Genomic DNA, 19,153 nt, shown 5'->3' on the forward strand with positions numbered 1-19,153 from the left:
TAGTATCCTAGTTTGCTATTACTTTCTAAGTATCCATTGATATCGTTTCCCACTCTTCATTTTGATGACCGATCAACCAGAATAAGGCTCTACGTCTTTCCATAACAATACTTTCATTCATTCCAACAGGAGCCGGTCGTTCTTGTATACGACTATTTACGCACGCCCAGTGTAATCTGAATATCTTGTCGGCTTCATCCATTATTTCTTTCTGACTACGCATCATAATTTGAAGATAAAATTGCTCAAACGTTTCGCAGTTAGAAATAACTTGAATAGCGTACTCACAATCACATACTTCATCAGGGAAATCAAGCTCTTTAACAAATCCCAGTACCCAAATCAGTATCCAATAAGCTTCATATTGCCATGAAATATTAATGGCGTCTTGTGCATTTGGTTGTTGATCATATAAAAAGGCCCTTTCATTGTCCGTTAGATTTGCCTCGACTTCATATTTATGCAACATATTGATGAAGAAATCTCTTGATTCTTCAACATTTTCTCCTTGTGCCACATCACAAGCAAATTGAATAACAATTAGTAAAGCTACAGCTCTTCTAGCAATATCCTCTTTGGCTTTAAGCTGACAAGCTCCAATTGGCGGAAGTTGCGGGAGTGAATCTGTGTATGGAATACCGTTTTCTTTTAAATACGCTATCGTTTTATTCTTTCTTTGATGACCTTCTTCCGATGTCACCTCTTGTCCCCTCACCTTCAGTGTACAAGCATAAGGCCTAAAGTTAGATGGCCCTGATTGCCCATCAGGATAAACAATGACTGCACCTTCTTTGTCTAACAAGGTACCATTTGGTAAAAATCCAATTCCTCCAATGGTTAATAGCAGGCTCAAACATAACTGCATTTGTTCATCCTTTATTTCTTTTTCACATTCGATCGCAATTACTGTATTTAACACAGAAATTTGCGTTAAAACTAATTCTTTTAAATGGTTATCCTCAAATGGAATACTGTTGTAATAGCTCATCATTCCAGGGATATTATTGACAAAGTATTCTGAGTTTGTATCTTCAGACATCACCCTAACCATCAATTTATATTTGTTAAAAAATGCTTTGGATTTTATAAGATAGTTATCTTCATTTTTTTCAATAGCAAAACCTTTACTAAAAACATCGAAAATCTTACATTCGATTTCTTTTGTATTATTCATAGAAGCGAATATAGTGAAATTGTTCAATTATTTCTCCCCCTTACAATTATTAGATTTCACCAAAGTTCAATGCCCTCTAGAGCTTGGCTAAAAAATTGTTTATGTTTTCGTAGTACTTCATTGTCCTTCCAAAACATAAGCAATGACAGCCATTTCTCCATATCCACTGGAGTTGTCGGTTTAATTCCCTGCTGCAACATTTGGCATACGGCTCGTATTGCTATTTGACGCTCTACTTCCCTACCATTCAACCACTCAAATAAAGTTTCTGCACTCGGCTGTGATTCTACTAAAAGCGTATCCCACCCCTCTATCGGAAAAGAAACATAACGTTTCATCCATGCTATTGTTCTAGGGTTATGAAAATGACGTAGTCGATGTAAAGCTGTATAAGATTCAATTCTCCTTTTTACAATATCTTGAAGAACAAGTGATAACCCCACTTCTTCTGGTAGACAGTAGGCGGTTAAATAATCTCTAATACTAGTAGGCAAATCATTTTGGTCTTCCCAAAGTGTCATCACCCAATGACTGGCCTCTGTTGCACAAACCTCTACTAGCACTTTGCACCATACTTCTTTATCCGATAAACGCCGTGATTGTTCAATTTGATTTTGAAGTGCGGCAAACACTTCCCCAGTATTTAACCGTGTAAATGCTTCACGAACCCTAGTATCCTTCATACCATGCATCGACACATATAGGAGTAAAGTATCCAGTTGATACATAACGTTCTCCCACGTTGAAGTTAAAAATTGTTCAAACCACTTCAGCCAGATTTGAGAAGTGGTCAGACTTAAATCTAGTCCACCTTCACTACAAAACTGTAGATACTGTCCACAATCTGCCCCTATGCATCCTAAAGTTGTAGCTCTCTCTACATAATCTTTAAAATTCAAGGCAAGAAGGTCATACTCACCCCCCTCATGACTCCAATACCAAACGGAACCATCCTCAATCTTAATCAGAAGCGCATCACCATTGCCAGCCGTATGAAATTGTAGGTATAGTTGTTCTTTTGCATTATCACTATCTCCGCCAAAATCAGGGAATTCGAGTTCTTCCAAGCTCCAGCCAAAATCACCTAAAGGTGTGTCTTCCAGCTCAATAGGAAGTAGTGCCTCGTCAGGTAAAGACCAATACACCCCCACTTGCCGAGAACAATGAAGTAATACATCACGGAACTCAGAAGGAATCGGGACGCCGAGCCGCATCTCTACCATTGATAGTTCATGCACAGTAGCCATAGGCTTTATCTCCAGTGGATGAATCCAAGCACCCTGCTGTTCAAGCTGTTTTAATAATTGCGTCCATCGATCAACCCATATTTGCATATCTATTCCTCCATGCTTAGAAAAATATTTCGGATAATGCTCTACTTTTTTCTCTACTAATGTATCGTCAGAAAGTCATTTATGTATTAGAGTTTGGTTTTACTTTGCCTAAAAACACTCGGATTTTACTTCTATTTAAATTCAAAATATATGCTAAATTACTTACCTTTACTAGTTCTTTCCAGTTTTCTTCAGCAATTCTCATAAATCGTATCATGTTGACAATTTGGAAGGATGCGCCTATTATTATAAATACATTCGAATGTATCTATAAGGAGATATTTTATGGCCAGAAATAAATATCCAGAAGTTACGAGAAAAAGAATCATTGAATCAGCTGTTAAATTATTTACTTTAAACGGTTGGGATAATGTAACGATTCAAGAAATTGTCGATGATGTAGGGGATATTACTAGAGGAGCATTTTATCATCATTTTAAAACGCGTGCTGATGTTATTGATGCCATCACAAAGGAAATGCTAACAGCAAATAATTATTTTAATGACATCTCAGATTTGGAAAACTTAAATGCTTTAGAGCGTTTAAGACAAGGCATTTCTTTCTCAATTTCTCAAAGCGGAAAGGAAGAAAACTTATCCTCGATTCATTTGAAAATGAATTCTGCCGAGTTTGTTTATAGCCGCATCACAGAAGGAATTCAGGTTGTTGCACCAGGAATTCAAAAAATTATTGATGAGGGCAATCAAGACGGCTCACTGCAAGTTGCTTTCCCGAAGCAAGCAGCTGAAACTTTTACAATGCTTTTTGACATTTGGATGAATCCTGAAATATTTCGTGTAAGCCGAGCTGAATTTATTCATAAAATTGAACATATAAGTTTGATGTTCAAAGGAATTGGCATACCACTTATGAATGATGAATTGAAAGATGTTTTTTTAGCATTATTTGATAAAGTGCAGGAATAATAAACTACTATATGTAGTTTATTATTTTAATCTTATACATACATTCGTATGTATATATACTTAAAAATATTTTTAATTAATTTCATACATTTGTATGTATGAAAAAGGAGATAAATGATGAAAACCTTAGAAGTACTATTTACACTTATTTTAATACTATCGAGTATCTCACTAACTTTTAGACAACGTGGAGTAACTACAATAAATCTTATTATGATAGCTACCAATTATGTTTTGTTAATTGGAACAGTTATGACAATTGGTGCTAACTGGCGCATGATCCCTGCTTATTTTGTTTTGATGTTATTAACATTACAAGTTTTTGTGAAGCCAAAAAGTACAATTGTTTCAAAAAAATTAAGGATGAAAATAATTAAAACTTCAGGTATTGTTGTGGCCACTATTACAATGTTCACATTACCAACGTTATTTCCAATCATGTCTTTTCCTGAGCCAACAGGAAAATACACAGTAGGAACACAGACATTTCACCTGACCGATAAGAATCGCAAAGAATTTGTCGTACCTAATCATCAGGTGAATCGCGAACTGATGATTCAAGTTTATTATCCTGCTGAAAAAGAGACAGGACAACCGTCACCCTACTTTAAAGATATAGATGCGTTAACACAACAGTTAGCAACGACACAGGGTTTTCCCAATATCGCGACAACGCATTTAGGACTGACGAAAACCCATTCTTATCAAGATGCCACAGCTATAAAGTCTAAAGAAAAATTTCCACTTTTATTATTTGCACATGGTATGAGTTTATATAGTCGCCAAAATACCTTCCAACTAGAAGAATTAGTGAGTCATGGCTATATTGTCGTTGCTCTTAACTTTACAGGTGATGCGGCAACAACAATATTCCCCGATGGTGATCGGGTTGATTTTACACCAATTGAAAACACCATTACATTCTTGAATAATCGAATCCATCTTTGGGAGCAGGATGCATCATTTGTTTTAGATGAAGTCATTAAAGGCGATTTTGATAAGAACTTTCGTGCAATAGCCTCACTAATTGACTACGATAGCATTGGTATGCTAGGTCATTCTTTTGGCGGTGCTACTTCAGCTCAAATGCTAGTAAAGGATAATCGTATTAAAGCAGCCATTGATATGGATGGTGGGTTATATGGCGATCCAATGCCAAAAAATGGTCCTAAAAAGCCTTTTATGCTGATGAATGCTGAGGCATCCATTAACTTTATGAAAGATGCGTATAACCAGCAGCCTGGTAATCGTGATGAATTGTTTGCAGAAGCTTATCTACGAAATAAAACAATTGAAAAGCCTGGTGTCTACACAGCTATTATTCCAAAAACAAATCACGGAAGTTTTACAGATTTAGCAGCCGTTTCGCCGATTATTAATGAATCTGGGGCAGACGTAAATGCAATTTATAAATTGATTAATGAATTATCACTTGGCTTTTTCGATAAAAATTTAAAAGGAATCCAAGACAATAAATTAAATAAAATACAAAAGGCACATCCGGAAATAAACTTAACATTGCATTAAGTACATTTGGGGTTGTTGATAGGCAGAGATGCATCAACAGCCTTCTTTTATTTCCACCATAATTTTTGTTACATATTCTTCTTCACGGTTTTTAATAACCGCATCATAAATATATTCCTCATAAACATATTGCCCCAGTTCATACCCCTGTTCTCTCATGACCTGAAATAATCGCTTGTAAGTTTCACCTAGTGTCGTAGATGTTCCAACATGGTATCCAACAATAAACTTTCCTTCAATCGCTTTAAAATAAGGATGACCTTCCTGTGGATGTGGCTGTTCAATATATAAATACCTATAATTATCATAGTTGCCCGCTAATACCTGCTCCCTTTTGGTAATTCCGCCAATGGGATAACCTGTGTCTAAGCGAGAGCGATCCAATTCATCAATAAAATCAGAGACCGCCTTCACAAATTGTTCTTCCGTTGAATCCTCAATATTTTGACTTAAATACAAGGTTGCCTCTGGAAAATGTTCAATTGTAATGCTATCAAAATCAAGTTGTAGGGACTCCTTCGTTAAATCAATTTTGACATCAATAATACCTTCAATCATCTCCAGTTCTTGCCGCTTTTTCGCAACAATTTCCTTTTGTAGATGCATCAATTCTAAAAAATTTTCAGGTGATTTCTCAGCCATATACTGCTGAATATCTTTCAAAGACATGCCAACAGCCTTTAATAACTCAATGACACCAAAAAAATCATACTGAGCGAGTGAATAATATCGATAATCTTTACTATCTTTCATAACAGGAGATAGCAAGCCAATTTGATCGTAATAAATTAAAGTTTGTTTATTAACTTTGCATATTTTAGCAAATTCACCAGTTGTAAAATATTTTACATTTTTATTAAGCATTTTTTGAGTATCCTCTCTTGACTATATAGTAACTATATACTTTAAATTGTACCTATTCACAATAAAAATAGAAAGGTTTTGACATTATGTTCACGGAGATTCGTGACATTACAGCTTTTAACAAACAAGAAATATTAGCATTACGCATTGCTGACAATCAGCAAAATTTTATCGAAAGTACAGACCAATGCTTAGCAGAGGCGGAAATGGATCGGCGCTTTACACCTTTAGGCTTGTATAAGGATAGCACCGTGATAGGCTTCGCTATGTATGGCGTATTTCCTCATGAGGATCATAGTCAACGAGTATGGCTTGATCGTTATTTAATTGATGAGCGCTATCAGCGACAAGGTTTAGGTAAACATTTTTTACAGCAGCTTATACATTACTTAACAGAAAAATTCAACTGTCACAAAATATATTTAAGTGTTTATGACAATAATGCAGTAGCTATTCAGCTATATAAACAGTTTGGCTTTATATTTAATGGTGAACTAGATGATAAAGGGGAAAAAGTAATGGTCTTAGAGGTGCATGGACATGACAACCATTAATCCAATAGAAACAAGGCCGCTCAAACCACTGTTTTTATCCTATTTATTTCCAGCGATGATTGGCATGCTCCTAATGTCCGTGAATATTTTAGTGGATGGCATTTTCGTCAGTCACGGCGTGGGTCCTACAGCGTTAGCAGGCGTTAATATTGCTGTTCCGATTTTCTCTATTCTGCTGTCTATTTCTCTTTGGATTGGGATGGGTGGAGCTACACTCTATTCCATTTCTCTTGGGGAGGGCAATAAGCAACGAGCCCATCAGCTCTTTACGTTGGCGTTTACTACAATGCTTGTGGTCGTGTTAACAATTATCGGGTTCCTTGCGTTTAATTTAAAAGATATTTCTTATATATTCGGTGCGAGTGATGATACGTATCCATATGTGCAAGAGTATTTACACGTTATTTTGTTATTTGGGGTGTTTTATACAATTGAAAATCTTTTAAGTATTTTTATTCGCAATGATGGTAATCCAAAGCTAGCTATGCTAGGTTTAATTACAACATCCGTATTGAATATTATCTTAAATTATATTTTTATCTTCGTTCTAGATTATGGTGTAACAGGCTGTGCATTAGCAACAGCAATAGCTACTATCATAGGTACAGCTGTACTATGTCTTCATTTTTTCCGTCCACAATCTGAATTAAAGTTTGTCTCTTCATTCTTCAATAAAACAGATTTAAGAAAAATTTTTGCTATAGGCTTACCTAGTTTTATTGTCGAGGCCTCTGTAGCAGTTATTATCATTTTATATAACGTTACCTTTTTACACTATCTAGGGGCAAGTGGCGTGACAGCCTATGCAATGGTCAATTATATTCATACAGTCCTGTTAACAATTTTTCTAGGTATTGGCATGGCCCTACAGCCATTAGTTAGCTATCATCATGGGGCAAGATTATTGGAGAGGTTAACAGCATTACTAAAAATCGGATTAGCTACGGCTTTTATTTTAGGATTAACAACAGCACTTATAGCCATGCTTTTTCCTTCACAGCTCATGGCGTTATTCGGAGATAGTTCATTCGAAATTCGTCATATGGCAACTCAAGGCTTTGTTCATTTTGCTATAGGCTATGTATTTTTAGGTATCAATATGGTGCTCGCCGAATTCTTTCAATCTATCGAAAAAATTCGTATTGCCACGACTATTATGTTACTTCGGAGTATTATTTTATTTATTCCAACGCTTATTCTTCTACCTAAAGTGTTTGGCTCTCAAGCTATTTGGTGGACTTTCCCAGTGGCAGAAGGGATTACAGCCTTGCTTATTTACGGGTATATCAAAAAAAATCCACGAATAATTGCCTCTCCTGGCGATGCTTAAATGAAAAGGGACCTTGTCATTAAACAGGTCCCTTTTCCTACTATTTACTCAGTTAAATATTGAATAACAGCCATTTCTTTACCGAAACGATCACCGTTATCGACAAACCCTAAACTTGCATACAGATGATGCGCGGCTTTATTTTCTGGATGATAGCCTACTATAACCTTTGTAGCATCCGGTAACTTAGCTATTTCATTTATTATTTGCTTTGTGGCTTCTTTGCCAATACCTTTGCCTTGAAAGTGCCGATCAATCATTATGCGATAGATCCAGTACCCGCCAAGCTCTTCCTTTACAGCATTGAACATTAAAAACCCAACAATTTGGTCTTTATAGTAAATGGCGTACGGCTTTAAAGTCGGTTCGAACTTTGATTGCGCAATAGAAATAGCATTGGATTCAACATAATCCCTTTGCTCTTCTGATATTTCTAATAGGCAGCAATCATACCAATTATTATTATTTACTTCTTCGATTCTTACAGTATTGCTAGACATATATGGTCCCCTTCCGAATTTAGGGAAACGCTAAACACTCTGTTAATAAGGCGTTGTCCCCCAGTATTGAACGATAAAAATAAATGTATTTGTCATAATGACCGCCCCCTTCAACAAAGATTCACACCTATAATAACATACTTTTTTATACACGATTAACATTTTTTTCTTTTAGCAAAATTAAAACCAGCACAAAGAATTTTTATGCTGGCTCCATGTCTATTTTGATCTGTTCATATACTCTTCCAGAAGAATACTCATAATGATTTCGTCTGAATAGGTATTGTTCATCAATAATGCCTGCCTCAACACTCCTTCTTTTTTGAAGCCGACCTTTTCATAGGATTTAATCCCTCTTATATTATGAGAGTACACTTGTAATTCCAAACGATTCAGACATAGCTCCTCAAATGTGAATTTTTGAGCAAGTTGAACTGCTTCTGATCCAAATCCTCTGCCACAATCCTCTAACTCATGCAGGGCTATACGAAACATTGCCTTTTTATTATCTCGATCAACTTCCATAATAGCTAAATCACCAATTACTTGATCATTATCTACTAAACAAATAGCAAAATCATAGCGTGTAGAATCTTCTTTAAAGCGGTAGATAGCCTCTTTAATCTGTTCTTTTGTTAGCAAGTTACGAGTCCCTGTCATATACATGATTTCCTCATTTTGAAAGCATCTTTCAACGCTTTCACTATCATTAACAGAGATTTCCCTTAAATATACCTTCTGTCCCTTTACCATCATTGTAAAAAACACCCCCTACTTATTTTAAATGAGCTAAGCCAGAAAGTAAAAAAGGATCATCTCTACGTACGAGATGAATCCTTTTGTAAAGCTATTCCATCAATTTTTTGTTCTCTACGGCGTCCATTTTCTGTTTAGTTTCTTCCGAGGAAGTAACACCTAGAATATCAAGCAAGAACATGAACAGTGGGATACCAATGATTAATCCCCAAACACCAAGGAAATGCTCTGAGAAAAGAATGACCATGAATGTGTAGAAAATCGGTAAATCTGTTTTAGCTGACATAAGCTTTGGATTTAAGAAATAAGCTTCAATTGCATGTAAGACCATAACAATTACTAAAATGTAGACAATGTACATTAAGCCACCAATACTATAGGCGATAATACTGAGTGGGATTAATGAAATAATAACACCTGCAACTGGCACTAAGCCAAGGATAAAGAGCATAATCCCAAGAGCAATTAGATGTGGGAAGCCCATAATCGAAAGGGCAATCACTGATAATACACAGTTAACAGCAGCAATAATAAACTGTGCCTCAATCACTTTACCGAATGAACGGATGAATATTCTTGAAAAATAATTCAGTTCATCGTAAAGAGGTCCAATTTTGCTATCCTTAAACTTTGCCGTAAATTCAATGATTCGCTTCTTTTCCAACAATATGAACAAACTCAATATTAGGGAAATCAAAATTTGCATAATGATTTTACCAATATTCGTAATATTTTTGAGAGTTATATCCACACCCTGTTCTAAATACTTGCCAAGCTCAATCTTCTCAAAAGTCGGAGCTAAATATCTCGCAATCTCATTGTCATCTGGATCAAGGTTAAAACTGGCAATAAGATCAAAAAGCTGTGTAACTTGCTGTGTGACAATTGGCAAGTATTTGTAGATCACAGCGACAATACCAGCGACCAGTAACAAATATAATGTTACAGTAACAGCTTTTTCATTCATAGGTGTGTATTTTCTTATGCTTTTTGTTGTCTTCGTAGTAAGCTGATTCATCAAATAGGTAATAATAAACGTAAGCAAAATTAAGTTGATCATACTTCGCATTAAATATAATGCAATAGCAATTCCAACTAGAATAATAAAACGTTTAAATCCATTACTCTGAAAGAATTTACTCATTTATTCACTCCTTCTACAAAACGGCCTCGCTGCCTCTGCTACCTAAGGTTGCACTAGTAACTAAACATCAGTAGTAAACATTAATTTACATCAATACGCATCATTCTTATGTAAAAATTTCCCTCTCATTTAATGAGTATAACCATCCACCTTCAAAATAAGACGAAATTCATGTTTCTTTAGAAGTATCTGTATCAAACCTAAGGGCGTGAAGTGAATTGTATGTCTAGTCAAATTAAAAAGTTAATACTTTTATCTATTTTGAATGCTTTATCAGCGTATAAGCCTTTATTTTATGAATCTATTATAACCCTTTGAAACCACATATCCAATTTGAAAGTTCATTTATAATGGTATTTGTATAACTTTTACCCATGAATACTTTATGCTATTTTTATGGAGAGATAATAATGAATAATAGCAAAGGACTGATTCCATGAAAATTAGTAGAAATCCTGAAAACATTCATCCACCTGTAGCCCCTTATGTACATCAAATTGAAATAACAGAACCAAGCAGATGGTTAACATTATCTGGACAAATTGGCATGAATATTGATGGGTCTATACCTGAAGATCCTGTCGCCCAATTGAAGATAGCGCTAGAGAATATTCGGAAAAATCTGGATCATGCTAATATGGGGATTCAAGACATTACAAAGCTCGTGTTTTATTTGGTAGGCGATATGGAGGCTCATCAACGAAAAGAAATAATTAATGATTTTTTGCAAGAGCATCTTCCATGTACAACCTTGCTGTATGTAGTGGCACTGGCTGCTCCGGCCATAAAAGTTGAAATCGATGCTTGGGCTTGTAAAGAATTATAGATTCATTTTATGTTGAGCTTTATAAATATGTGATTTGTCTTTAATCATAGAAAATGCCATGGCCCGTGCGCTCAACGGCAGATGAGGATTTGCCGGATCAAAAAAATGCGAAAATGTTGAGTTCTCAACATTTCGCATTCATTTAAGTAGATTCTATATCTTAGTCAAGCTCACGTACTTTAATCGGAATTAGTGTTCTTTCTAATTGCTCTCGATGTTGTTCATATTGAGATGGTAACATTAATTGACTTCCCATCGTCTCTATTGTTTCGTCATGAGCAAATCCTGGAGGATCTGTAGCAATTTCGAATAAAATTTCACCGGGTTCTCGGAAATAAATCGCATTAAAATAATTACGATCTTTGACTTCCGTTACATGTTGTCCATGATTCATAACATACTCTTGCCATTCTAAATGATCCGTATTATCTTGTGCTCTCCACGCAATATGGTGAACCGTCCCTACACCCATTTGCCCACGTTGGCCTACAACCATTTTTAAATCAACTGTATTGCCAATCTCTGCATTGGATTTAAAACGAGTATAGTCACCTTCTGTCGCTACTCGTTCAAGACCCATTACCTCTGTTAAAACTTTTGCAGTTTCTTCAGGGTGGCTAGAATATAATGTAGCTCCACCAAATCCTTTAATGGCAACCTCTGGCGTTACTTCTCCAAATGTCCTGTTATTTAATTCACCTGCAGCACGGGCAACGAGTTCAATATGCAGACCATGTGGATCATCGAACTGAATGACTTGCTCACCAAAGCGTTCAGCTTTTTGGAAAGGAATCGAGAATTTTGCTAAGCGATTAATCCAAAATGGTAGTGCCCCTTCTGGTACAACATACGTTGTGACACCAACCTGACCATCACCAATACGCCCTTGATATGCATTGGCCCAAGGGAAGAAGGTAATAATTGTTCCAGGTTTCCCACCTTCATCACCGAAATATAAATGATATGTGCCAGGATCATCGAAGTTTACAGTTTGTTTCACTAAACGCAAGCCTAACACACCTGCATAAAAATCAATATTCTCTTGTGGGTGGCCTACAATAGCTGTGATATGGTGAATACCTGCTGTATGTTTTTTCATGTTAACATGCCCTTTCCTGTCTAATTTTTCTCTCCCACACTTTATTCAATATCGTCCTATTTCAAACAGGCAAGCTTAACGAATTGTGTATAAAGCTTTTGACCATGGGATTACTTGATCTAACATTTGATTGACTGAGTCCGCTTGTACAGCTTTTGGTTTAAAGTCTGAACCATTTTCAAAATCTGTGAATAAGGATAAGGCAGGATGAACACGTACATCTGCAATTAAAAGCTCACCCATAATGCCACGTAAATGCTCTGCCGCACGAGCTCCACCTACAGAACCATAAGAAACGATTCCTGCTGCTTTGTTATTCCACTCAACACGTAAATAATCTAGCGCATTTTTTAGAGCACCTGTAATAGAGTGATTGTATTCTTGTACGATAAACACAAATCCGTCTTGTTTAGCGATAATTTCTGACCAAGCCTGTGCACCTGAAGCATCTTGCCCTGGCTCTCCTAATAATGGCAATTTATAATCCGCAATATCAATTACTGTATAGTTTGCATCGCCTCGCTGATCTGCGATTTCCTTTACCCATTGTGCCACCTGAGGACTTACACGTCCCTCACGTGTTGATCCAATAATAATACCGATATTTAATTCTGCCATTGTTTGTTCCTCCTCTTTTTTTGAAGAAAATAATTTATTCCAAAAACCCATTATTGTACCTCCTTACGAAAGCTAAAGGTTCGAATTCATTTATCTTGAATTTATTTATCTTGAATTCGAGATAATAATAACACGCCTCTTTCCTAAACGTCAACACCTTTGTTTTTAAAATTTAGAAAAGGCAGAGGAATCTATCCCTCTGCCCTTTCTAAATGTCTATTAACTTGTGATTTTAAATAGCTATATTGAGCACGATTCGTATCTAGATAAGCCTCCGCTCTATTTGAATCAATATCTTGATAATCAATTTTTGATGAAAACTGCTCCTCCGTAAAATCCATTCTCTCTCCATTGATTACATTATAAAAGTGCCAGCCTTCATCCAAACGTGTTTTCCTAATTTCCCCGCCGAGAATATCTTGTACCACTAGAGAAGTAACACCACATTGTCCTTTTGCAGGGTTCCCAATACGCCATTTAGAACTTGATTGAGCTGACCAAGCTTGCCTTAAAGCATTTAGTACATTTATCTTCATACTAGTCTCCTTAAAATGGAACGTCATCTATGCTTATAGGCGTTAGATTTCCTAAAATCCAATCTTCTTTAATTGCGCCATAGACAATACTATCAGTCACTGTACCATCTTCATTTTCCCAAGCATTTCGTAAATAGCCTTCCTTCACAAAACCGGCTTTGCTAAAACATCTCCGCATCCCTATATTATCAACCCTTGTATAGCCCTCAATACGAATTTTACCCTTTACCTCAAATAGATACTCTTGTAACCATCGAAGTGCCCTTACGCCATATCCTTTTCCCCTACAATTTTCATCTAGACGGATATCAAACAGTGGGATGGTATCACTGATATCATGAATAAAGATAATCCCTATCCTTTTTCCATTTTCCAGTATCCAATGGGTTTCACGATCATTCCCATAATAGCCCTCTACAAATGCTGCCCGAACTGTCTCTTCTTTTATGTGCTGATTTGTGTGGTACATCCAAATATTTTGAGTTAGTAAATGGACTCATGCATCTACTTCACCCGTAAATAATTTGATTTCCATAAAAATCTCCTTTTTTATTTGTCCTCACATATATCAGAAAAAATAAAATTGCTTTTTGTATGTGCATATCGCTGTAAATCATCAATAAACTGCTCTACATCAGGAAAAGATTGAAAATGAGCCTTTAATAAGAAACAAGTCTCTCCCGATATTCGATAGCAAAAATCTACGTTTGTAAATGTCTGGATATGCTCTTTAAAATCTATATAGCGATTATTTTTAATTGTTGCCTCAATTAAAGCTTCAATAGGAAAGCCTAGCGCCTTTGTATTAATGTCCAACGTATAGTTCCTTATAATTTGCTGCTCCTCTAAATGCCGTACTCTTTCACGAACTGCAGGTGCCGATAAGTGTACTCTTCTGCCTAATTCACTCATAGAAATTCGACTGTCTTTTTTCAATTCTTCTAGTATTCTTTCGTTAATGAAATCCATTATAGAAAATTCCCTTCATTTTAAAAGAGAAAGAAAACATTTCCCTTCTATTTCGCATGTTAACTACGTTATTCATATTTTACACTAATTAAAAGGAGGGAAGACTAATGACACTAATTCATTTATATAACAAGGGATTAACACCATTTCAACAACTATTAGGCTATAACGAGGACATACAGTCGCACTGGTTACAACTTGGGAAAGCAGTCGAAAAGGACGGTCATTTATCTGCACATTTGAAAGAAGAGGTCCGAAAAACATTGGCACAAAAAAATGGTTGTCAGTACTGTCAGGCAAAAGGTCTACCAGACCCTCAGCATTACGATGAGAAAACAACTGTTTGCACAGGTTTTGCTGAAGCATTCTTAGTCACTAAGGGGCATACTGCACCCTATATCACTGCTCTCTTAAAGGACTATTTAACAGAGGCAGAAATCAGTGAACTACTGGCATTTATTTGCTTCACCACCGCACAGCAATACTTCGGGGCCCTTATGCAATTGAAATAATAACAGAACTAGGGTCCCCCTAGTTCCTATCCGCCAGTCTCAACCTTCTATCCGCCTACCTCATTTTTTATCGATTTCATGGGCTATATCAATAATAAATTTCTTACTTAGCTCTTCTTTCATATTATTCTCAGCATCCACCATTACTTGTTCAATGAGACAACCTTCGTTATGAAAGGAATCCTCATGATCAGAGGAACAACTAAATAATGTGGTTTGTCCTTCGATAGCGTAAATCACATCTAAAAAGGAAATTTCTTGAGGTCGCTTAGAAATACGATACCCTCCATTAACACCTGGATTCGATTCAATTAAACCAGCCTTTACAAGCTTTGTTAAAATTTTCGAAAGATAGGTTGGGGATAGTTTCTGCATGTCTGCTAGCGTCTCGACATTCATTGATTTACCTTTAGGCATATTCGTCAAAAACACCATTGTATGTAACGCATAGTTTGTTGCTTTTGAATATTTCATCATTCATTACCTTCTTTCATTAAATAAGGACCTTTATTATCTGCAATTAAAAAACATTCTACCATATATCGAAAAAAAAGCATGTTTAATAAAACACGCTTTTTATCTTTTAGTTATTTTGACCATAGCCCGCTTCTTTAGCCACTGCATCTGCCTTCGTCACATGAATAGTCCCAAATGGATGGTTGGGTGGCGCATAAATCGTGTAAAGCTTTAATGGTTCATTTCCTATATTTACAATATTATGCCATGTCCCTGCGGGTACCATGATGGCTGTATCTTCAGAAACATTTCTTTGAAAGTTTAAATAATCCTTCGTCGGTCCCATTTGGGCAACTCCTTTACCCTCTTCAATACAAATGAACTGATCAACATGAGGATGCACCTCTAAGCCAATATCATCTCCTACATCGATGTTCATCACAGTTACTTGTAAGTTGGACCCTGTCCACAACGCAGTACGGAAATTTTTATTATGCTTCGCTACCTCCTCAATGTCTACAACGAATGGCTCTGGTCCATAATCTGTCCGCATATTACTTCTGTTCCCTTGTTGCTGTGCTGGATAAGCCCAATAAACAGGGTGATAGCCGTAATTATAAGCGGGGTAATTATGATAATAAGGGTAATGCATCCATCTCAATCCTCTCACATATTATTAATGTATAGTATGCAGACAGTTGAAGGAATGTACGAATTCTAGCTACCTCGGCTATACGGACGCTCTTTAGATATCATTATAAAAAAAGGGATGGGGAGCTTCCCATCCTGTGTTATGGCTTATTTGAATGACATGATCCTACATTCTCAGATTGTCTTGAAAGGTTGCTTGATGAACATAGATGATTTTAGAGGCAATGCATCACTCAGATAATTCACTTTGAAGACGCATCCTAAATTTTTCATCTGTAAGAAATTTCAATTGAAAACTATTCATACTAGTAGATAGTTTAATTTGTTCCATTGTATTTAAATCGTTAGCAAAAAAGGCTATCTCCGTCTGATTCCCTTCCTTATCCTTCGCATAGGCAGCTAGTGTCAATACGAAGGCTGTTGACCCTCCTTTTTGACCTGCGTGTGTAAGCCATTCTTGATTTTTCGGATTTTGCATCAACTGTTCCATTACAGGATCTAAATATTTATGTATATCTTCAGTAAAGTAATTTTTACTGTTCAATTTTTCTAAAATAGATATGTAATCACTTGTTGAAGCCCTTATTAAACGATCAGACCATACCCTTTAAACATCCATATTGAGCATTTTTATGGCCTGAGCTTTCTGCTCTGTTGTTAAAGGTTCTTCTAGCCAATTTTTGTGAATAGCCCATGCCCTTTCTCGATATTCAGCCATCCCCATATCTTTTAAGGCAGTTAGTGTTTCTTTTTCCGTTAGGCTCTTTTCATCTCGTAGTTGGATAGGGATATAGAGAGCACTTGTGATTGGATAGAGGGGTTCATGACCTTTTACACCCAGTTGAGTGAGAACCTCATTGATATTTTGAAGCCCTAGTACATGCATTAAATAATCTGTATTGGCATTAGAACTATAAGTAATCATTCCATTCGCAACCTCGCTCAGCGGTACACTTTCCTTGCCATTGAGGTTTAACTGCGCTAGCCACGCTTCATGGGCGCCTCCATCTGTTTTAGGGATATAAAATGTCTCTATTTCCCTTAAGCGAACTTGTTGCTGAGGATTAATATGTCCATCTGCGGCTTGTTGAGCATATGCGATAGCTACGATGATTTTAACTGTACTGGCTAATGGTAGCTGTTCCATGGTGTTTAGTTCCACCCAATACTGCTGATTGTGTTGAATGGCTACTGAAACATTTTTATCAGCTCTATGTTCCTTTATAAATTGAACAATATATTCTGGGTCATCCTTCTTCATCTCTTTTTGAAATTTCCAAAATACTATACCTATGACAAACCCTGCACAAATTAAAAGGCCACCCATCATCCAGTATATTTTTTTCACTTTAATCCCTCCATCACTCTGCTACTTCCACCAACCATTGCTGTAATGCTGTAGACAACTGGTTTAATTGCAACGCTATTTCTGTGTTTGCTTCATCTTTATGACATTACTGCTGGTTAAGCGTTTTTTCGACGGACCTAAACATATAACTGGCAGTAACATTGATCTAGCGCAACCAATGTTACTGTATCATTGTTCAGTAAATAAACACGACGGTTAGCACTTTTTTATTTTTCAAAAGCTGAAGAAGTCTTGCTTTAATACCAAAGCTTTATTTAATTTGATAGGAAGAAACAAAAACCCATCTATAATCTCCATTTACGTGAGATTTAGGTGGGTTTTGAATGTGTTAATTTAGTCATCGCCCCTCTTCTTGATAAATAAAACTAATGCTAATGAAGCCAAAAAGAATAAACTTAGATGGAAACTTAATAAATTAGCAATGTATTGAATGTAATAATGAGTATTAAGTATTGAACTTTGTTGTAGCATTAAAGTAGAAATAATTGTCGGACTAAATAACGAAATAACAGCAATAAAAATTATACAACTTGAAAAAATTTTTTTATCCAAAAAATCACCTATCAATTCTGTTTATACATATCTATAAGTTTTTGTATAGGATACTCCCACTGGTTTTCCTGCAACCCCACTCCCAGCACAAACATATTTAGTAGAAATAATTTGTCTTTCAGGAACCCAATAATCAAAATGATACTGATCAAGTACAGGATAAGCGCTTAATTCTACTCGTCTTACTTTTTTCCATTGTGGTTAGCTGAAGCTGTATATTTACCAGTTTAGCTTACCGCATGTGTACTTGAAACACTAAACCCAACTGCAATGGAAACAGCATTTTTATTAAAACCGCTTATTGTACCATCAAGAGTAGCTGAAGCTGAAAAAGTATTAGTTAAGCTCATCTCTATTCCTGGTTCTCCCCATAACGTATTAAGCAATTGTGTACCTTGAGTTCTACCGGCAAGAAATACATTGTCTGCATACGGTACGAATGCGCTCATTGGTTGGACACGTAAATTTTCTTCGACATTTTCTTCAATTGTTCTATTACGATCAATAACTGTTACAGTTAAAATATTTTCATCTTCATATAACTATTGACAGCATTTTCGAAATCTAATTCAGAATTGTAATTTGCTCTATCGACTACTATTTCCTCATTATTTAATTCTGCAGCAGAACTTGGTGTAATTGAAAACCCTAAAAATAACAATAATCCTAAAAATGTTAACAATAAGTATCTCATTACTTCAATCCTATTTAATTTTGGAAAATATTTTACAACTAATTAATATGGTAACATATATGGAAAATATTAAAACATTCATTTATGTTATCTTAGACCTTTTCAATTTTTAATAAAAAAAACATAATCATTTTTAATCTTTAATAAAATTAGATTTAAATGATTATGTCTATTTTAAATATTAAGCATAGTTTACCTGACACGTTTTAAATCCTGACTTTTAAAAAAAGACTTGTCCCTCATAGTGGCATCAATATTTAAGGTCATTACATTATAAGCTAAATACTCTAATGAATTAATGAAGCTCTTAAAGTATTTATGCCATTTTCTAAGTATCCTTTGAGACAGGTTAATGTATAAATCCAGCCTTCTTTTTGGCCCATCATTTTCGTCACAATTTCCGGATCATGTGCGTTCAGTCCTAATTCCACTACCTCAATGATTGTCTCACCTTGATATTCCTCAAGAGTCATAGTAACAATCGTCACTTCACCATGCTCCTCCCCCCAAGAAAATACAATTTTTTTGTTAGTCTCTATTTCAAGTACAGAGATAATTCCTTCTGCACTATACTCCTCGTATCTCAATGTAATCCTCTTCCCCTCTGCCCATCTTTCAGAGCTACTAGAAAACCAATAATGTCCTATTTCAGTAGGGGAAATAATGGCTTCAAAAACTTTATGAGCTGGCTGCTTGATTTTTAATTTAGTCGTCACATTCGTATTCATCATCGATCATCTTCCTTTTTATAGTGTCTATCT

Annotated in this window: 24 protein-coding genes; 6 read left to right on the forward strand and 18 right to left on the reverse strand. The window is 35.8% G+C overall.

From position 1 onward, the window contains the following. Positions 1-25: 25 nt before the first annotated feature. Together A2J09_RS17490 and A2J09_RS17495 are read right to left on the reverse strand one after the other, a co-directional pair. Positions 26-1,201 (reverse strand): DUF4272 domain-containing protein, encoded by a 1,176-nt coding sequence (locus tag A2J09_RS17490; RefSeq protein ID WP_036162416.1) that lies wholly within the window; start codon positions 1,199-1,201, stop codon positions 26-28. A 29-nt stretch (positions 1,202-1,230) separates the two neighbouring features. Beyond that, positions 1,231-2,508 (reverse strand): SMI1/KNR4 family protein, encoded by a 1,278-nt coding sequence (locus A2J09_RS17495; RefSeq protein ID WP_012295968.1) that lies wholly within the window; start codon positions 2,506-2,508, stop codon positions 1,231-1,233. A gap of 285 nt (positions 2,509-2,793) precedes the next feature. Here A2J09_RS17495 and A2J09_RS17500 point away from each other — a divergent pair, with 285 nt between their 5' ends. After that, a complete protein-coding gene (locus A2J09_RS17500; RefSeq protein ID WP_012295970.1) occupies positions 2,794-3,435 on the forward strand; it encodes a TetR/AcrR family transcriptional regulator in 642 nt (213 codons plus the stop codon). A 117-nt stretch (positions 3,436-3,552) separates the two neighbouring features. Then, positions 3,553-4,962, forward strand: coding sequence for an alpha/beta hydrolase family protein (locus tag A2J09_RS17505; RefSeq protein ID WP_036162417.1), 1,410 nt, complete (start codon positions 3,553-3,555; stop codon positions 4,960-4,962). 33 nt (positions 4,963-4,995) lie between these two features. Here the strand turns inward: A2J09_RS17505 and A2J09_RS17510 are convergent, their stop codons facing one another. Further along, positions 4,996-5,826 carry a MerR family transcriptional regulator gene (locus A2J09_RS17510; protein ID WP_012295972.1) on the reverse strand — a complete coding sequence of 277 codons (831 nt, stop codon included), beginning with the start codon at positions 5,824-5,826 and terminating at the stop codon, positions 4,996-4,998. A gap of 86 nt (positions 5,827-5,912) precedes the next feature. Between A2J09_RS17510 and A2J09_RS17515 the strand changes: the two genes are divergently transcribed. After that, positions 5,913-6,380 carry a GNAT family N-acetyltransferase gene (locus A2J09_RS17515; protein WP_012295973.1) on the forward strand — a complete coding sequence of 156 codons (468 nt, stop codon included), beginning with the start codon at positions 5,913-5,915 and terminating at the stop codon, positions 6,378-6,380. Further along, entirely contained in the window at positions 6,367-7,710 is a 1,344-nt protein-coding gene (locus tag A2J09_RS17520; protein WP_036162418.1) for an MATE family efflux transporter, read from the forward strand. Before A2J09_RS17515 ends, A2J09_RS17520 begins: the two co-directional genes overlap by 14 nt. A gap of 44 nt (positions 7,711-7,754) precedes the next feature. Here the strand turns inward: A2J09_RS17520 and A2J09_RS17525 are convergent, their stop codons facing one another. From A2J09_RS17525 to A2J09_RS17535, 3 genes are all read right to left on the reverse strand, one after another. Then, positions 7,755-8,210 carry a GNAT family N-acetyltransferase gene (locus A2J09_RS17525; protein ID WP_012295975.1) on the reverse strand — a complete coding sequence of 152 codons (456 nt, stop codon included), beginning with the start codon at positions 8,208-8,210 and terminating at the stop codon, positions 7,755-7,757. A gap of 219 nt (positions 8,211-8,429) precedes the next feature. Next, the gene (locus A2J09_RS17530; protein WP_036162936.1) at positions 8,430-8,963 is read right to left on the reverse strand and encodes a GNAT family N-acetyltransferase; all 534 of its coding nucleotides are present in this window, start codon (positions 8,961-8,963) and stop codon (positions 8,430-8,432) included. A 94-nt stretch (positions 8,964-9,057) separates the two neighbouring features. Further along, positions 9,058-10,110, reverse strand: a complete 1,053-nt coding sequence (locus tag A2J09_RS17535) for an AI-2E family transporter (RefSeq protein WP_012295978.1) — start codon at positions 10,108-10,110, stop codon at positions 9,058-9,060. Positions 10,111-10,546: 436 nt separating this feature from the next. On the opposite strand from A2J09_RS17535, the gene A2J09_RS17540 reads away from it, so the two are divergent. Beyond that, the gene (locus A2J09_RS17540) at positions 10,547-10,936 is read left to right on the forward strand and encodes a RidA family protein (RefSeq protein WP_012295979.1); all 390 of its coding nucleotides are present in this window, start codon (positions 10,547-10,549) and stop codon (positions 10,934-10,936) included. Positions 10,937-11,096: 160 nt separating this feature from the next. Here the strand turns inward: A2J09_RS17540 and A2J09_RS17545 are convergent, their stop codons facing one another. From A2J09_RS17545 to A2J09_RS17565, 5 genes are all read right to left on the reverse strand, one after another. Further along, entirely contained in the window at positions 11,097-12,035 is a 939-nt protein-coding gene (locus A2J09_RS17545; protein WP_031416660.1) for a ring-cleaving dioxygenase, read from the reverse strand. Positions 12,036-12,110: 75 nt separating this feature from the next. Beyond that, positions 12,111-12,704 (reverse strand): NADPH-dependent FMN reductase, encoded by a 594-nt coding sequence (locus A2J09_RS17550; RefSeq protein WP_012295980.1) that lies wholly within the window; start codon positions 12,702-12,704, stop codon positions 12,111-12,113. Between the two features lie 140 nt (positions 12,705-12,844). Further along, positions 12,845-13,189 carry a YunG family protein gene (locus A2J09_RS17555; protein ID WP_012295981.1) on the reverse strand — a complete coding sequence of 115 codons (345 nt, stop codon included), beginning with the start codon at positions 13,187-13,189 and terminating at the stop codon, positions 12,845-12,847. 10 nt (positions 13,190-13,199) lie between these two features. Next, positions 13,200-13,658 carry a GNAT family N-acetyltransferase gene (locus A2J09_RS17560; protein WP_012295982.1) on the reverse strand — a complete coding sequence of 153 codons (459 nt, stop codon included), beginning with the start codon at positions 13,656-13,658 and terminating at the stop codon, positions 13,200-13,202. Between the two features lie 80 nt (positions 13,659-13,738). After that, the gene (locus A2J09_RS17565) at positions 13,739-14,158 is read right to left on the reverse strand and encodes an Lrp/AsnC family transcriptional regulator (protein ID WP_012295983.1); all 420 of its coding nucleotides are present in this window, start codon (positions 14,156-14,158) and stop codon (positions 13,739-13,741) included. Positions 14,159-14,265: 107 nt separating this feature from the next. On the opposite strand from A2J09_RS17565, the gene A2J09_RS17570 reads away from it, so the two are divergent. Next, positions 14,266-14,670 (forward strand): carboxymuconolactone decarboxylase family protein, encoded by a 405-nt coding sequence (locus tag A2J09_RS17570; protein ID WP_012295984.1) that lies wholly within the window; start codon positions 14,266-14,268, stop codon positions 14,668-14,670. Between the two features lie 60 nt (positions 14,671-14,730). On the opposite strand, the gene A2J09_RS17575 is transcribed toward A2J09_RS17570, so the two are convergent. The 7 genes from A2J09_RS17575 to A2J09_RS17595 form a co-directional block, all read right to left on the reverse strand. After that, positions 14,731-15,147 carry an Rrf2 family transcriptional regulator gene (locus A2J09_RS17575; RefSeq protein WP_012295985.1) on the reverse strand — a complete coding sequence of 139 codons (417 nt, stop codon included), beginning with the start codon at positions 15,145-15,147 and terminating at the stop codon, positions 14,731-14,733. A gap of 106 nt (positions 15,148-15,253) precedes the next feature. Continuing rightward, the gene (locus A2J09_RS17580; RefSeq protein ID WP_012295986.1) at positions 15,254-15,778 is read right to left on the reverse strand and encodes a cupin domain-containing protein; all 525 of its coding nucleotides are present in this window, start codon (positions 15,776-15,778) and stop codon (positions 15,254-15,256) included. A 228-nt stretch (positions 15,779-16,006) separates the two neighbouring features. Then, positions 16,007-16,255, reverse strand: coding sequence for a hypothetical protein (locus A2J09_RS24280; RefSeq protein WP_231112973.1), 249 nt, complete (start codon positions 16,253-16,255; stop codon positions 16,007-16,009). Positions 16,256-16,384: 129 nt separating this feature from the next. Next, the gene (locus A2J09_RS17585; RefSeq protein ID WP_231112974.1) at positions 16,385-17,125 is read right to left on the reverse strand and encodes a serine hydrolase; all 741 of its coding nucleotides are present in this window, start codon (positions 17,123-17,125) and stop codon (positions 16,385-16,387) included. A gap of 800 nt (positions 17,126-17,925) precedes the next feature. Further along, positions 17,926-18,147 (reverse strand): hypothetical protein, encoded by a 222-nt coding sequence (locus A2J09_RS17590; protein ID WP_036162419.1) that lies wholly within the window; start codon positions 18,145-18,147, stop codon positions 17,926-17,928. 68 nt (positions 18,148-18,215) lie between these two features. Further along, positions 18,216-18,392, reverse strand: a complete 177-nt coding sequence (locus A2J09_RS23800; protein WP_012295988.1) for a hypothetical protein — start codon at positions 18,390-18,392, stop codon at positions 18,216-18,218. 287 nt (positions 18,393-18,679) lie between these two features. Then, on the reverse strand, positions 18,680-19,123 hold the full coding sequence (locus A2J09_RS17595) for an SRPBCC family protein (protein WP_012295989.1): 444 nt from the start codon (positions 19,121-19,123) through the stop codon (positions 18,680-18,682). Positions 19,124-19,153 lie beyond the last annotated feature (30 nt).

Source organism: Lysinibacillus sphaericus (assembly GCF_001629735.1).
Classification (GTDB): domain Bacteria; phylum Bacillota; class Bacilli; order Bacillales_A; family Planococcaceae; genus Lysinibacillus; species Lysinibacillus pinottii.

Bases quoted from the DNA above. Each gene is read 5' to 3' on its own strand.
- A2J09_RS17535 (WP_012295978.1), bottom strand. From the start codon at position 10,110: ATGAGTAAATTCTTTCAGAGTAATGGATTTAAACGTTTTATTATTCTA.
- A2J09_RS17520 (WP_036162418.1), top strand. From the start codon at position 6,367: ATGACAACCATTAATCCAATAGAAACAAGGCCGCTCAAACCACTGTTT.
- A2J09_RS24280 (WP_231112973.1), bottom strand. From the start codon at position 16,255: ATGCAAAATCCGAAAAATCAAGAATGGCTTACACACGCAGGTCAAAAA.
- A2J09_RS17550 (WP_012295980.1), bottom strand. From the start codon at position 12,704: ATGGGTTTTTGGAATAAATTATTTTCTTCAAAAAAAGAGGAGGAACAA.
- A2J09_RS17595 (WP_012295989.1), bottom strand. From the start codon at position 19,123: ATGATGAATACGAATGTGACGACTAAATTAAAAATCAAGCAGCCAGCT.
- A2J09_RS23800 (WP_012295988.1), bottom strand. From the start codon at position 18,392: ATGAGATACTTATTGTTAACATTTTTAGGATTATTGTTATTTTTAGGG.
- A2J09_RS17575 (WP_012295985.1), bottom strand. From the start codon at position 15,147: ATGATGAAATATTCAAAAGCAACAAACTATGCGTTACATACAATGGTG.
- A2J09_RS17540 (WP_012295979.1), top strand. From the start codon at position 10,547: ATGAAAATTAGTAGAAATCCTGAAAACATTCATCCACCTGTAGCCCCT.
- A2J09_RS17570 (WP_012295984.1), top strand. From the start codon at position 14,266: ATGACACTAATTCATTTATATAACAAGGGATTAACACCATTTCAACAA.
- A2J09_RS17530 (WP_036162936.1), bottom strand. From the start codon at position 8,963: ATGGTAAAGGGACAGAAGGTATATTTAAGGGAAATCTCTGTTAATGAT.
- A2J09_RS17580 (WP_012295986.1), bottom strand. From the start codon at position 15,778: ATGCATTACCCTTATTATCATAATTACCCCGCTTATAATTACGGCTAT.
- A2J09_RS17565 (WP_012295983.1), bottom strand. From the start codon at position 14,158: ATGGATTTCATTAACGAAAGAATACTAGAAGAATTGAAAAAAGACAGT.
- A2J09_RS17590 (WP_036162419.1), bottom strand. From the start codon at position 18,147: ATGAGCGCATTCGTACCGTATGCAGACAATGTATTTCTTGCCGGTAGA.
- A2J09_RS17505 (WP_036162417.1), top strand. From the start codon at position 3,553: ATGAAAACCTTAGAAGTACTATTTACACTTATTTTAATACTATCGAGT.
- A2J09_RS17500 (WP_012295970.1), top strand. From the start codon at position 2,794: ATGGCCAGAAATAAATATCCAGAAGTTACGAGAAAAAGAATCATTGAA.
- A2J09_RS17545 (WP_031416660.1), bottom strand. From the start codon at position 12,035: ATGAAAAAACATACAGCAGGTATTCACCATATCACAGCTATTGTAGGC.
- A2J09_RS17510 (WP_012295972.1), bottom strand. From the start codon at position 5,826: ATGCTTAATAAAAATGTAAAATATTTTACAACTGGTGAATTTGCTAAA.
- A2J09_RS17560 (WP_012295982.1), bottom strand. From the start codon at position 13,658: ATGTACCACACAAATCAGCACATAAAAGAAGAGACAGTTCGGGCAGCA.
- A2J09_RS17495 (WP_012295968.1), bottom strand. From the start codon at position 2,508: ATGCAAATATGGGTTGATCGATGGACGCAATTATTAAAACAGCTTGAA.
- A2J09_RS17525 (WP_012295975.1), bottom strand. From the start codon at position 8,210: ATGTCTAGCAATACTGTAAGAATCGAAGAAGTAAATAATAATAATTGG.
- A2J09_RS17555 (WP_012295981.1), bottom strand. From the start codon at position 13,189: ATGAAGATAAATGTACTAAATGCTTTAAGGCAAGCTTGGTCAGCTCAA.
- A2J09_RS17515 (WP_012295973.1), top strand. From the start codon at position 5,913: ATGTTCACGGAGATTCGTGACATTACAGCTTTTAACAAACAAGAAATA.